Origin of the sequence: Streptomyces violens, assembly GCF_000717745.1 — a bacterium.
Taxonomy (GTDB): domain Bacteria; phylum Actinomycetota; class Actinomycetes; order Streptomycetales; family Streptomycetaceae; genus Streptomyces; species Streptomyces violens.
The window spans coordinates 76,865-89,603 of record NZ_JOBH01000016.1 but is presented as its reverse complement, the minus strand read 5'-3'; the positions used below and the strand labels follow the sequence as shown (position 1 = coordinate 89,603).

At 71.8% G+C, this 12,739-nt stretch carries 11 protein-coding genes; 5 read left to right on the top strand and 6 right to left on the bottom strand.

Annotated elements, in window-relative coordinates; all coding sequences use genetic code 11:
* Positions 1 to 28 precede the first annotated feature (28 nt).
* Complete coding sequence (locus IF04_RS0127860) at positions 29 to 742, top strand: GntR family transcriptional regulator (RefSeq protein ID WP_030263737.1); 714 nt, start codon at positions 29 to 31, stop codon at positions 740 to 742.
* A gap of 74 nt (positions 743 to 816) precedes the next feature.
* On the opposite strand, the gene IF04_RS0127855 is transcribed toward IF04_RS0127860, so the two are convergent.
* Together IF04_RS0127855 and IF04_RS0127850 are read right to left on the bottom strand one after the other, a co-directional pair.
* On the bottom strand, positions 817 to 2,439 hold the full coding sequence (locus IF04_RS0127855) for an amidohydrolase (protein ID WP_030263734.1): 1,623 nt from the start codon (positions 2,437 to 2,439) through the stop codon (positions 817 to 819).
* Positions 2,440 to 2,471: 32 nt separating this feature from the next.
* Positions 2,472 to 3,122 (bottom strand): TetR/AcrR family transcriptional regulator, encoded by a 651-nt coding sequence (locus IF04_RS0127850; protein ID WP_030263731.1) that lies wholly within the window; start codon positions 3,120 to 3,122, stop codon positions 2,472 to 2,474.
* A gap of 69 nt (positions 3,123 to 3,191) precedes the next feature.
* Between IF04_RS0127850 and IF04_RS0127845 the strand changes: the two genes are divergently transcribed.
* Entirely contained in the window at positions 3,192 to 4,646 is a 1,455-nt protein-coding gene (locus tag IF04_RS0127845) for a purine-cytosine permease family protein (protein WP_030263729.1), read from the top strand.
* 2 nt (positions 4,647 to 4,648) lie between these two features.
* On the opposite strand, the gene IF04_RS0127840 is transcribed toward IF04_RS0127845, so the two are convergent.
* On the bottom strand, positions 4,649 to 6,091 hold the full coding sequence (locus tag IF04_RS0127840; RefSeq protein ID WP_051831624.1) for an MFS transporter: 1,443 nt from the start codon (positions 6,089 to 6,091) through the stop codon (positions 4,649 to 4,651).
* A gap of 75 nt (positions 6,092 to 6,166) precedes the next feature.
* Positions 6,167 to 6,775: a TetR/AcrR family transcriptional regulator gene (locus IF04_RS0127835; RefSeq protein ID WP_030263724.1), complete on the bottom strand. Its 609-nt coding sequence runs from the start codon at positions 6,773 to 6,775 to the stop codon at positions 6,167 to 6,169.
* Positions 6,776 to 7,019: 244 nt separating this feature from the next.
* Here IF04_RS0127835 and IF04_RS0127830 point away from each other — a divergent pair, with 244 nt between their 5' ends.
* Positions 7,020 to 8,228: a M20 family metallopeptidase gene (locus IF04_RS0127830; protein ID WP_051831623.1), complete on the top strand. Its 1,209-nt coding sequence runs from the start codon at positions 7,020 to 7,022 to the stop codon at positions 8,226 to 8,228.
* Here the strand turns inward: IF04_RS0127830 and IF04_RS0127825 are convergent.
* The gene (locus IF04_RS0127825) at positions 8,216 to 9,703 is read right to left on the bottom strand and encodes a UbiD family decarboxylase (protein WP_030263720.1); all 1,488 of its coding nucleotides are present in this window, start codon (positions 9,701 to 9,703) and stop codon (positions 8,216 to 8,218) included. The two genes, IF04_RS0127830 and IF04_RS0127825, sit on opposite strands and share 13 nt — an antisense overlap.
* 109 nt (positions 9,704 to 9,812) lie before the next feature.
* On the opposite strand from IF04_RS0127825, the gene IF04_RS0127820 reads away from it, so the two are divergent.
* Positions 9,813 to 10,265, top strand: coding sequence for a MarR family winged helix-turn-helix transcriptional regulator (locus IF04_RS0127820; RefSeq protein WP_030263717.1), 453 nt, complete (start codon positions 9,813 to 9,815; stop codon positions 10,263 to 10,265).
* Positions 10,266 to 10,286: 21 nt separating this feature from the next.
* Here the strand turns inward: IF04_RS0127820 and IF04_RS0127815 are convergent, their stop codons facing one another.
* Positions 10,287 to 11,735, bottom strand: coding sequence for an aminotransferase-like domain-containing protein (locus IF04_RS0127815; RefSeq protein WP_030263714.1), 1,449 nt, complete (start codon positions 11,733 to 11,735; stop codon positions 10,287 to 10,289).
* Positions 11,736 to 11,913: 178 nt separating this feature from the next.
* On the opposite strand from IF04_RS0127815, the gene IF04_RS0127810 reads away from it, so the two are divergent.
* Positions 11,914 to 12,735 (top strand): DMT family transporter, encoded by an 822-nt coding sequence (locus IF04_RS0127810; protein WP_037960961.1) that lies wholly within the window; start codon positions 11,914 to 11,916, stop codon positions 12,733 to 12,735.
* The last annotated feature ends 4 nt before the right edge of the window (positions 12,736 to 12,739 follow it).

The window sequence follows — 12,739 nt, the reverse complement described above, 5'->3', positions numbered from 1 at the left end:
GGCCGTCGCGCCCCGATACGATGAGCGCATGGCCCGATCGAACCGGCAGCGAACCAGCCGCCGCGCCGTCTACGAGACGCTGCGCCGCAAGGTTCTGACCCTCGAACTCCCCCCGGGCGCCGCGCTGTCCGAGAACGAGCTCGCGGCCGCTCTCGGGGTGAGCCGTACGCCGGTACGGGAAAGCCTCATCCTGCTGTCCCAGGAGGGCCTGGTCCAGATCTTTCCGCAGGTCGGCTCGTTCGTCTCGCGTGTCGACCCGGCCAAGGTCGCCGACGCGCAGTTCCTGCGCGAGGCCGTGGAGCTGGCGGCCCTGGACGACCTCCCCGCCGAGCTCGACGCGGACCTCGTCGAGGAGCTGCGGCGCAATCTCGCCGAGCAGGAGCGCCCGGGCCTGGACCTGGAGGACTTCTTCGAGCTGGACGAGGCGTTCCACCACGCCCTGCTGCGGCTGAGCGGACACGGCAGCGCCTGGGCGACCGTGGTCTCGGCCAAGGGTCACCTCGACCGGGCGCGCCGGCTCGGCCTCTACGACACCGCCACCCCGACGGGCTTCGCCGCCCAGCACGTCGAGATCTTCGAAGCGGTGCTCGGCGGCGACGCCGCCCTCGCCCGCTCGGCCATGCGCACCCACCTCAGGGCGGTCTTCGACGACGTCGAGCGCGTCCGCGCCCGCTCACCCGAACTCTTCGCCAAGGACACCGGCTCGGTCCCGGTCCGCCGCAATGTGGTGGTGTGGGAGTGACTCGGCCTGCCGTATAGCAGTACGGCCCCCGTTCCTCCGCGCAGGAGGGACGGGGGCCGCTGTATGAGGGTGTGTCAGAGGCTCGGGGCGCGGTGGGTCGGGCGGCCGTCGAGGACCGTGAGGACGACCGGCAGGTCGGCCAGGTCGGCGGCCGGGGTGGTGAGCGGGCTCTCCGCGAAGGCCGTGAGGTCGGCGCGGTGGCCGACGGCGAGGCGGCCGGCCTCCTGCTCCTCGCCCGCCGCGTATGCCGCGTTGACGGTCATGGCCTGGAGGGCTTCCAGGGCGGTCAGCGCCTGGCCGGGGCCGTGCGCGGGCTGGGTCAGGTCGCGGGTGGGGCGGCGGTGGCGGGCGCCGGCCATGACGGTGAGCGGCGGGTACGGCGCGATCGGCCAGTCCGAGCCGAGGACGACCGTGGTGCCGGCGTCCCACAGATCGCGGCAGCGCCAGGCGCGCGCGGCACGCTCCTCGCCGAGCCGCCGGGACCAGTTGTCGGTGTGGTCGGCCCGGGTGAAGTCGCAGCAGTGGGTGGGCTGCATCGACGCGATGACATCCAGCTCGGCGAACCGGCGCACGGTGTCGTCGGGCACGGTCTCGATGTGCTCGATACGGTGCCGGACCGGCCCCGCCCCCGTGGCGCGGGCCTTCTCGACGGAGTCGAGGGCATGCCGCACGGCCGCGTCACCGATCGCGTGGGTCGCGGTGGGCACGCCCGCGCGGTGCAGCTCGCCGATGACGTGGGTGTACGCGGCGGTGTCCGGCCAGAAGGCGTGCGTGGACTCGCCGTGGCAGTCGGGGCGCTCCAGCCAGGCGGTGCCGTTGTCGATGGTGCCGTCCATGAAGAGCTTGACGCCCGCGGTCCGCCAGAGCCGGCCGCCGGCGCCCTGCTGCTCGATCAGCGCCCGCAGCGCGTCGTCGTCGGTGCCGGGCTGGCACCAGGGCGCGACCCGCAGCCGCAGCGGCAGTTCGCCGGCCGCGTCCAGCTCGGCGTACAGGGCGAGGCTGTCGCCGTTGGCGTCCATCGCGTGCCCGCCGGTGAGCCCGGTGGCTGCCATCTCCCGCAGAGTGACGGCGAGTTGGTCGCGGCGCTCCGCGTGGGTGGGCCGGGGTGCCGCGCGCTCGACGAGCTCGCACGCGGCGTCCTCCAGGAGCAGCCCGGTGGGCCGGCCCGCGGCGTCGCAGACGACCTCGGCGGCCTGGTCGAAGGTGCGCGGCCCGTCGACACCGGCGAGTTCGAGCGCGCGCGGGCTGGCCAGCATGGAGTGCGCGTCGAAGAGCAGGAGGAGGGCCGGTATGCCGTCCAGTACGGGGGCGAGCGCGGCGGCCTCGACGGGGCGGTCGCCGAAGACGTTCGGGTCCAGGCCCCAGCCGTGCAGCCACGCGCCGGGCGCGAGCGTGCGGACCTCGCGGGCCAGCGCCTCGCGTACGGCGTCCAGGTCGGCGCAGCCCGACAGGTCCAGCCCCTGAGTGAGCTCGGCGCCCGACACCGGGTGGAGATGCCCGTCGACCAGGCCGGGGGTCACCACGGCGCCCTTCATGTCGATCACCGTGGTCGAGGAGTCCGCGAGCGCGCGCGTCGCGCGGTCGTCGCCCAGGGCGGAGATCCGTCCGCCGGACACGGCCAGGGCGGTCTGCGGCAGGAACGCGCCGGTGACCGGGTCGAGCAGGCGGGCGGAGAGCAGGACGAGACTGGTGCGCACTGTGGCTCCTCGTAAGGGCGGTTCAGAGTGGGTCAGTTGGGGGTGGATGTATCGGTGACGTTGGTCAACGAGCCGTGTGGCAGCCCGAGTTCGCGCTCGGCCGTGGTGATGGCCAAGCGCTTCTCCGCCTCGGTGCGGTTGCTGGTGTCGGTGTTGGCGTGGGCGCCGAGACCGTCGATCACGACCAGGATGTGGACGGCCGCCGCACGCGGGTCATCCGTACGGAACTCCCCCTGTGCGACGCCGTCGCGGATGAGTCCCTCCAGCCTGTCGTCGGTCGCGAGTTCACGCTCGACGACCCGGTCACGCAGGAGGGGCCGGTAGCGGCTGAGGTGCCGGGCGTTGATCCAGAGGCGACTGATGTCGTCGTACGCCTCTCCCGTCGACAGGGCGAAGTAGCGCGCGAGGTACTGCACGGGCGTCCCGTCGGGCCGGTCCACGGGAAGGAGGGCGTCGAGCTCGCCGGCGGCGGCCGTGCTGAAGGCCTCGGCCACCAGCTCTTCCGCCGATGGGAAGTAGTGGCTGATCAATCCGGGGCGGACGTCGAGCTCATCGCCGATCCGCCGCAGGGTGACGCACTCCAGTCCTTCGGTCAGGGCGACGCGCGCCGCCGCCTCGACGATTTCCGCACGTCGGGCGGCTGGAGTTTTTCGAACTCGTTTGCGTTGAACGCTTGACGACATACAACGGATGCTATTGAGTGTGCGACCAATAAGCAAACAGGTGGGTAAGACCAGCACTCGGAGGGCCGCATGGCGTCCACGATTCCCGACCCGCAACCAGGCAGCGAGGGCACGGTCGTTGCGCCGCCCGCCTCGGAACGGGCGGGCCGCATCGAGGCCCATGGCATCGACCACATCCCTGAAACGGAACGCCACGGCAAGGCGCGGGAGCTGTTCTCCGTCTGGGCGGCGGCCAACGTCAACTACCTCAGCCTGGTGGTCGGCGGCGCGCTGGTCCTCATGGGCCTGAGTCTGGGGCAGGCCATCGCGGCGCTCGTGGTGGGCAACCTCTTCTGGGTGCTCACCGGATTCCTCTCGGTCTCCGGCCCGGCCGCCGGCGCACCGAGCGAGGTGATCACGCGGGCGATGTACGGCATTCTCGGCAACCGCGTGAACAACGCCGTCGTCGGCTGGACGATCTCCGTCTGCTACTTCGCCCTGAACCTGTCCGCCGCCGCGGTCGCCGCCTTCTCCCTCGTCGAGAAGTTCGGCATCCCGACGACCACCGGCGTCAAGATCGTCGTCGTGGTGGTCATCGCCGCGCTCACCCTGACCATCAGCGTCTACGGGCACGCCATGATCGTGAAGCTCTACCTTCCGATCACCCTGGTCCTCGCCGCCGTCTTCGCCGTCGTCGCCGTCAGCGTGGTCGGGCACGCCGACTTCTCGTACACCCCCGCCGAGCCGCTGACCGGCGTCGATCTGTGGGCGACCCTCATCGCCGGGGTCACCCTCGTCGCCTCGGGCCCGCTGTCCTACACCACCAGCGCGGACTTCTCCCGCTACCTGCCCAGCGCGACGTCCAAGAAGGCGATCGTGGGCTGGACCGCCCTCGGCGGCTTCGTACCGAGCATGATCGTCTGCTCCCTGGGCGCGTTCGCCGCGACCGCGGTCGACATGACCGACCCGCAGACCGCGCTGGAGAAGATCCTGCCCGGCTGGTTCACCCCGGTCTTCCTGCTCGCCCTGGTGCTCGGCACGATCTCCATCAACGCGCTGACCGCGTACAGCGCCGGGCTGGCCCTCCAGGCCGTCGGCCTCCGCATCCGCCGCTCCGTCAGCGTGCTCTTCGACGGGACCGCCGCCGTCGCCCTGACCCTGTACGCGCTGCTCGTGTCCAACTTCCTCGACACCGTCAGCAACGTCCTCCAGCTGACCGTCGTCCTGCTCGGCCCCAGCATGGCCCTCTACGCCACCGACATCGTGCTGCGCCGCAACCGCTACGACGGCCGCGCGCTCACCGACGAGACCCGCGGCAGCACCTTCTGGTACACCGCGGGTGTCAACTGGGTCGGCGCCCTCGCCCTCACGGCAGGCACCGCCGCGGCGGCGCTCTGCGTGAACACCCTGTACACCGGACCGATCGCCCGCGCCCTGCACGGCATGGACCTCGCCCTACCCGTTGGCATGCTCGTGACATCAGTTGCCTACGCGCTCATGATGCGCCGCACGCGAGTCGGTGCCGGTACAGAGGTACGGGCCTGAGCTCAGTCCGCCGCGGCCACGGCGGGCTCCGGTGCCGGGGCCGGCGCGCCGCCCCCGGTACCCACCCGCCAGGCGATACAGGTGCCCAGCAGCGCCAGCGCCCCGCAGCAGGCCCAGACGGTGACATAGGCGCTCTCGGAGGCGACGCGGGCGCCCGGGACGTCGAGCAGGAGGTGGTTCATCACCGCGGCGAAGGCCGCGCCCGCCACCGAACCGGCCAGCGTCTTCAGGGTGTTGTACATACCGGTGCCGATACCGGTCTGGTCGGCGGGCAGATGCCGCAGCAGCAGCGCGGGCAGGGTGGCGATGGCCGTGCCGATGCCCGCGCCCGCGACGATCCCGGACACGGTCATCTGCCAGGGCGCGCCGTGCGCGAGGACCATGCCGAGATAGCCGAGCGTCACCAGGGCGAAGCCGCCGACGAGGGTGTGCTGCGGGCCGAAGCGGCGGACGGCACGGTCGGCGCAGGTACCGGCGACCGCCATGGCGATGACATGCGCGGCGCCGAGCAGGGAGATGCCGAAGGCGTCCATCCCGAAGCCGAAGCCCAGGCTCGGCGGGGTGGCGAAGAACGACGGGTTGGCGGTCTGCGCCCCGTACAGCACACAGCCGGTGAGGAAGCTCAGTACGTACAGCAGCGCCATGCTGCGGCGGGCCATCAGTCGCACGTCCACCAGGGGCTGGGGCGCCCGCAGTTCGGTGCGGACGAACAGTGCGATGAGGACGAGGCCCAGGCCGACGGCGGCGGCGGTCGGGGCGAGGCCCGCGCTCTTCGCAAGCGCCATGCCGATCATGAGGGCGGCGAGGCCGCTGCTCAGCAGCGCGGCACCGGCCCAGTCGATGCGGCACAGGGCGCGGGTCGTGGACTCCGGGATCAGCCGGAAGGCCACGGGCAGACAGAGCAGGATGGCACCGGCCGGGACCATCAGCAGCCCGTGCACATCGTGGATCGCGCGGGAGAGCAGGCCGGTGCCGAGGGTGCCGAGGGTCGCGCCGAGGGTGAGCGCGCCGACCAGCATCCCGATGGCGGCGCCGGCCCGCTCGGGCTGGACCCGGTCGCGCACGATCGCGAAGTCGAGCGGGAGCCAGCAGGCGAAGACACCCTGCAGGGCGCGGCCGACGAGGAGCACGGCGAAGCTGTCGGCGGTGGCGACGATCAGCGAGCCGACGGCGACGGCGACCATGGTGATCCGGATCATCCGGCGGTGGCCGTAGATGTCGCCGAGCCGGGAGAGCAGCGGCACGGAGATGCCCGCGACGAGCAGGAAGACGCTGTTGACCCAGTTCAGGTCGCCCGCGCTGACGTGGAGGTCGCTGCCGATGAGCGGCAGCACCACGGGCACGGAGCCCTGCAGGATGCCGCTGCACAGCTCGATGAAGACGAGGAAGCCGACGACGGCGGCGGTGGACGTGGGAGTACTGCCTGGGGAGGCGCTTCTGGGCATGGCGGAGTCTCCAAGGCGTGCTGGGGTGCGGGCGGGCGCCGCTGGGGCGCGGCCCGTGAGGGGAGAGGGGTGGGTTCAGCCGGTCGCCGGGTCCGCGGCGGGCAGCCGCGGCACCTGTCCGGCCAGGGCGAGGTCAACGAGCTGTTCGACGGTGTTGCCGTGGACCGGAGCGGGCCGGAAGGAACGCCGGTAGACGAAGAATCCGTTCCAGAGGTCGAGCAGCGCGTCGGTGTCCACGTCCGGCGGCAGGTCGCTGCGGGCGATCCCGCGCTGCACGGCGGCCCGCGCCTGGTCGCGGCGGTGCGCCACGATGTCCAGGAAGGACTGCAGGACGGCCGACTCGTCGGCGGTCGCCTCGGTCAGGCACAGCTGCGTGAAGGCGTCGTTGGCGCGGGTGAAGTCGTCGATGTAGTCGCAGACGACGAGGAGTTCGGCGCGGGTGTCGCCGAGGTCGGGGACGGTGCGTACGTCGGCACGGGCGACGAGCACCTCGGCGATCACCGCGGCTTTGTGCGGCCACCACCGGTACAAGGTCTTCTTGGACACATTGGCACGTACGGCGATCTCGTCCATGGTCACGCCGAGATAGCCGTTCTCGGCGAACAGTGCGGAGGCGGCCGTCACGACCCGGTCGTGGACGTCCTTGCTGCGTGGTCGGCCGGCCGGCCGCTGCGTGCTCGCCATGGCGTCCCATTTCGGGGGACGACGGCCGCCCCGTCAATAGGAAACGGCAAGTTCCCGAAAGACGTCACCTGGTCGTAACCGCGCCCGGCGAGCGCTCCACCGTTCTTCTCCATCCCCCTGTTCATCGGCGAGAGAAGCGTGTACAACCGGGGAACCCCCGAAAAGGAAACGATTCGTTTCCTTACTCATCCCCTTGCTCGCTTCCTTACTCACTCGCGCGCTCACCCGACGGTGGAGGATTCCCATGCCCGCAGCCGCCCCAGCCCTCCGCGACCGCGTCGCCGCCCGGCTCGACGCGTACAAGGACCGCCTGCTGGAGCTCAGCCACGAGCTGCACGCCGACCCCGAGACGTCCTTCGCCGAGACCCGCGCCGCCGGCCGGCTCGCGACGCTGCTCGAAGACGCGGGCTTCGCGGTGGACCGCGGGGTGTGCGACCTGCCGACGGCGCTGACCGCGACATACGGCAGCGGCGACCTCACGGTCGGGGTCTGCGCGGAGTACGACGCGCTGCCGGAGATCGGCCACGCCTGCGGGCACCACATCATCTGCGCCGCCGGCGCGGGCGCGGCCATCGCCCTGTCCGCGGCCGCCGACGAGCTCGGCTTCCGGGTGAAGCTGCTCGGTACCCCGGCCGAGGAGGAGGGCGGCGGCAAGGTACTGATGCTGGAGCGCGGCGCCTTCGACGACGTCACGGTGGCGATGATGGTGCACCCCGCCCCGATCGACGCCGTCGACCCGCGCGGCTCCAGCAACGCGGTGGCCCGCTTCGAGGTCACTTTCTCCGGCCGCGCCTCGCACGCCGCCGCGGCGCCCGAAGGCGGGCTGAACGCGGGAGACGCCGCGGTCGTCGCCCAGGTGGCGATAGGCCAGCTCCGCCAGCAACTGAAGGACGGTTACCGGGTCGCCGGCATCGTCCGGCACGGCGGCGAGCGCACGAACATCATCCCCGAGCGGACGGCACTGGAGTACGAGGTGCGCACGCCCACCGGCGAGGAACTGGCCGAGCTCCGCGAACGGGTGCTGAACTGCTTCCGCGGCGCCGCGCTGGCCACCGGCACCACCATGGAAGTACGGCCCATCCAGCCCGACTACCTGGACCTTCGCCACGACCCCGCGCTGATGGCCGCCTACGCCCGCAATCTGGCCGCGGCCGGCCGGGAGGTGCCCGAGCCGGGACCGGTGCCGCAGGGCACGGGCGGCTCCACGGACATGGGCAACATCACCCACGCCATGCCCGCCATCCATCCCGCGATCGGTGTGCTGGGAGCCCAAGGGATGCCGCACACCCGGCAGTTCGCCGAGGAGACCGCCGGACCGGCCGCCGACGAGGCGGTGCTCGACGGCGCGCTGGCGATGGCCTGGACCGGCCTGGACCTGGCCGCCGATGCGGAGTGGCGGGCAGAGTGCGTGGCGGCACGCGGCAGCGAAAGCCCGGCTCTTCAGAACCCGTAATCGGCCCAGCTCTCGACGACCCGCTGCCGGGTCTCCTCCGGATACGAGTACCGGAAAGACGCGGTGACCCCCTTACTCACACCCTCGAAGTGCTCCGGCAGCAGGCAGCTCAGCACGGACTTGCCGCCTCGCCCCGTGCGCACCTCCTCCGGAGTGAGGTAGGGGACCATCGGAATGCCCGGCGCCTCCGGGTAGACGTACTCGCCGGTGCCGGGGTGGTAGCGGGTCGCCATGGCCCACACCACCTGGTTGATGTCGGTGATGTCGATGTCGTTCGCCACCAGCAGCACCTTGGGCACCAGCCACCCGGTGTGCGAGTTGAAGAGGACGTCGGCCACCGCATCGGCCAGCTCCCGCTCGCCGAGCCCGCTCTCCGCGAGCCGCCGGATGTCGATGGACACGACGATCCAGCAGGTCGCGGCCTCGTACGAGCACCAGGCCAGATCGACCGGCAGCCCGCTGGAGCGCAGCAGGTCCAGGCTGACGGCGGAGATCATCGTGCCCCAGATGGTGTGGTTCTCCTCCGGGGGCAGGCCCGCCACGCAGACCGGCAGGATGGGGTCGTCGCGGTGGGTGATCGCCTCGACGTGGAAGACGGGCTGCTGCTTGCTTTCGGTGAAGGAGTACCCGTGGTACTCGCCCATCGGTCCCTCGGGGGCGGTCTCGTCGGGGCTGAGGTAACCCTCCAGCACGATCTCGGAGTTGGCCGGGACGTACAGGTCGTGCAGCTCGGTGCGGACCACTTCGACGGGGCTGCCTGCGAGGGCGCCGACGTAGCCGTCCTCGTTCACCTCGGCGGGCAGCGGCATGCCCGCCGCGGCCAGCGCCGCCGGCGGGGCGCCGAGCACCATGGCCCACGGTGTCGGCAGCCCCTTCTCGCGCCACATGGCGTGGATCATGCCGATGTGCTGCTGCGGCATGGCCGGGCCGACGAGGGTGGTGCGCCCGTTCAGCATGGTGCGGCTGACCGACCAGCTCGTCCACCGCCCGTCGGGGGAGCGCACGACATGGAAGCCGTACGTACCGAAGTACCGCCCGCCGTCCTGCTGGTGCAGCAACGGCACCGGGAACCGCTCCAGGTCGACGTCGTCGCCCGTCAGCACGTTCTCCTTGCAGGGCCCGGTCTCCACCACGCGCGGGGCGACCGGGTCCGCGTGCATGGCGGAGATCAGCTTCTCCAGCAGCGCGCGCGGCGTGGTGTCACGCGCCAGCCCGAAGTGCGCCGCGAGCCGCCCGTATGCCCCCTCGTCGAGCCCGCTCAGACCGGCGGGCGCGCCGAGAATCCGGAAGCCAGGCTCGGCTCCGACCAGATTGCTGAACAGCGGCGCGGGACTCCGCGTCTCATAGACCCGCCGGGTAATGGCGCCGACTTCGAGCATGGGGCTGACCGGCCGCCTGATGTCGACCACATCCCCGATGGCGAGCGAACTCTCCACGAAATCCCGGAAGTTGAGCGCACTGCCGCGTTGCGTCATAACCCGACCTTCCCTCCTCGTCACGCACAGTAAGTACGTGTACGTCCTATCTGGGTCGACGGTATAGTACGTACACGTCCTAATCAACGCGGAGGAACGGCGGCGAGCAATGGCACAGGAGAACGCGGACGCCGGGCTCATGCTCGCCGCGATCGGCGGGCTCGGCCCGCTGGCCCGTCAGCTGAGCCAGGTGCACAACCGGCTCTGGTACGAGCAGGTCCATCAGGACCTGACGGGTCCGCAGTTCACGGTCCTGTGCCTGCTGCACACCCGCGGCGCCATGGATCAGGGCACGCTCGGCGCCCTGGCCAATCTCGACAAGTCGACCGCTGCGCCGCTGCTGGACCGCCTGCGTAAGCGCGGCCTGGTGGACCTGGCCAAGGACGACACCGACAGGCGACGCAAGCTCGTACGCATCACGGACACCGGTCGCGAACTGGCCACCCGCCTCGCCCCCGCGGTCGTCGAGGTGAGCGACCAGATGCTCGCACCGTTCACCCCGGAGGAACGCGACCAGTTCCTCGCCCTGCTGCGACGAGCGGTCCAGGGGCCGCAGCGGTAGGCCGAAAGGTTGGCGGCGCCCTTACACCCCGGGGAGTGCCTCCCGGAGGCGCTGGACACCTTCCTTCAGTTGGGCGGTGCCGGGGGTGCTGACATAGCTCAGGCGGAGGTGGGGGGCGGGGGGCTCGGCGGTGAAGTACGGGGCGCCGGCCGTGACCGCCACGCCGTGGCGGAGGGCGGTCGCGGCGACGGCGTGTTCGTCGGTGCCGTCGGGGAGGCGCAGCCACAAGTGGTAGCCGCCGAGCGGTGTGTGGCGAGGGAGGAGCGCGGGCAGCGCGCTGTTCAGCGCGGTGAGCAGGGTGGTCCGGCGCTCGCGCAAGGCGCCGGCGAGCGCCCGCAGATGGCCGGTCCAGGCGGGGGAGCCGACCAGTTCCAGGGCGGTCTCCTGCAACGGGCGGGGGACGAAGAAGCTGTCGACGACCTGGATGGCGCGCAGCCGCTCCAGTGCCGGGCCACGGGCGGAGAGGGCTCCGATGCGCAGGCTCGGGGAGGCCGCCTTGGTGAGCGAGCGGACGTGGACGACGACGCCGTCCGGATCGTCGGCGGCAAGGGGGAGCGGCAGCGGCGGGGAGTCGGCGTGCACCAGGCGGCGGGCGAAGTCGTCCTCGATGACGAAGGCGCCGGCTGCCCGGGCGATGCCGAGTACCTCGGCGCGCCGTTGAGGAGAGAGGACGGTGCCGGTGGGGTTGTGGAAGAGCGGTTGGCAGACGAAGACCCGGGCGCGGGTGGCCTCGAACGCGTCGGCGAGCAGGTCGGTACGTACACCGTCCGCGTCGACCGGTACCGGTACGGGCCGCAGCCCGGCGGCGCGGGCGACGGCGAGCATGCCGGGGTAGGTGGGGGACTCGACCAGGACGGGGGAGCCGGGCGCGGCCAGGGCTCGCAGGGCGGTGGTGAGGGCGCTCTGGCCCCCGGCGGTGATCAGGACGTCCGAGGCGTTGAGGGAGCCGCCCGGCCCGCTGATGTCGCGCGCGAACCAGTCCCGCAGCTCGGTCAGGCCCTCCACCGGGGGACGCGACCACGTGCCGGGCCTGCGGCCGGCCCGGGCCAGCGCGGCGGCCAGCGCCCGTTCCGGCTGGAGCGCGGCGTGCAGATAGCCGCCGTTGAGGTCGATGACCTCGGGCGGCGGGGTGGTGAGGGTGGCCAGGACGCCGGCGGCGTCCATGTTGCGGGGGCCGGCGTCGACGGTGGAGTGCGGGGGATCCGCGCTCAGCGCCACCTCCTGCCAGGAGACGTCGCCGAGCGCGCCCGCGACGCGGCGCGCGGTGGCCTTGAAGACGCCGGCGCCCGGCCGGGAGGTGACGAGCCCCTCGGCGGCGAGCGTCGCGATCGCCCGGGAGACGGTCACCGGACTGACCTGGTACTGGGTGACCAGTGCCCGGCTCGAGGGCAGCTTCTCCCCTTCCGGATAGCGGTTCAGCTCATTCCGCAAGGTCGCGGCCAATTGAGCGACACTGCTACTCTCGTTCATGACAGTACAAGATAGCGCTACTCATTCTTCAGCGATAGCGGTCGACAGTGCTACTGCCTCTGGTGCTACTGCCTCCAGCAGTACTCCCCGAAGTGGTACTCCCGGCGGTGCTACTCCCGGCAGCGGGACTCCCCGCAACGGGACTCCCCGCAGCGGTACTCTCCTGGCCGCCCTCGGCGTGGTGTCCTTCTCCTTCAGCTTCCCGGCCACCGTGTGGGCCCTGGACGGTTTCGGCCCATGGACGGCGACCGGTGTACGCGGTCTGCTGGCGGGGCTGCTCGCCGCGGTCTGTCTGTACGGGGCCCGGGTGCCGGTGCCGGGGCGGCAGCACTGGCCGGCCCTGCTCACGGTGGCCGGCGGCTGTGCCATCGGCTTCCCGCTGCTGTCCACGCTGGCCCTGCAGACCTCCACCACCGCGCACTCGGCCGTTGTGATCGGCATGCTGCCGCTGGCCACCGCCGCAGTCTCCGCCGTACTGACCGGCCGACGGCCGTCGCGCGTGTTCTGGACGGCCGCCGTGCTCGGCGCCGTCACCGTGGCCGCCTTCACCCTCACGCAGAACCACGGCCTGCCGACCGTCGGCGACCTCTACCTCTTCGGTGCCCTGCTGGTGTGCGCCGCCGGGTACGCGCAGGGCGGCCGGCTCGCCTCCCACATGCCCGGCTGGCAGGTCATCGCCTGGGGCGTCGTCGCCGCCCTCCCCGTATCCGCCTTGGTCACCGCCTTCGCCCTGCCCGCGGAGCCGGTGCACCTGACCGGCAAGGCGGTCGTCGGCATGGCCTATATCGCCGCCATTTCCCAGTTCGGCGGGTTCGTCGCGTGGTACCGCGGGATGGCCGTCATCGGGGTGCCCAGGGCGAGCCAGATCCAGCTCGCCCAGCCCCTGATGACACTGGTCTGGTCGGTCCTGCTCATGGGGGAACAGCTCTCCCCCCTAGCCGCCGTCACCGCCCTGATCGTGCTCAGCTGCATCGCAGCCACCCAGCGCGCCCGCAGCTGACCCA

Coding starts and splice junctions, on each gene's coding strand:
- IF04_RS0127845 (WP_030263729.1), top strand. CDS start 3,192: ATGGCGTCCACGATTCCCGACCCGCAACCAGGCAGCGAGGGCACGGTC.
- IF04_RS0127850 (WP_030263731.1), bottom strand. CDS start 3,122: ATGTCGTCAAGCGTTCAACGCAAACGAGTTCGAAAAACTCCAGCCGCC.
- IF04_RS0127815 (WP_030263714.1), bottom strand. CDS start 11,735: ATGAACGAGAGTAGCAGTGTCGCTCAATTGGCCGCGACCTTGCGGAAT.
- IF04_RS0127825 (WP_030263720.1), bottom strand. CDS start 9,703: ATGACGCAACGCGGCAGTGCGCTCAACTTCCGGGATTTCGTGGAGAGT.
- IF04_RS0127820 (WP_030263717.1), top strand. CDS start 9,813: ATGGCACAGGAGAACGCGGACGCCGGGCTCATGCTCGCCGCGATCGGC.
- IF04_RS0127840 (WP_051831624.1), bottom strand. CDS start 6,091: ATGCCCAGAAGCGCCTCCCCAGGCAGTACTCCCACGTCCACCGCCGCC.
- IF04_RS0127860 (WP_030263737.1), top strand. CDS start 29: ATGGCCCGATCGAACCGGCAGCGAACCAGCCGCCGCGCCGTCTACGAG.
- IF04_RS0127835 (WP_030263724.1), bottom strand. CDS start 6,775: ATGGCGAGCACGCAGCGGCCGGCCGGCCGACCACGCAGCAAGGACGTC.
- IF04_RS0127830 (WP_051831623.1), top strand. CDS start 7,020: ATGCCCGCAGCCGCCCCAGCCCTCCGCGACCGCGTCGCCGCCCGGCTC.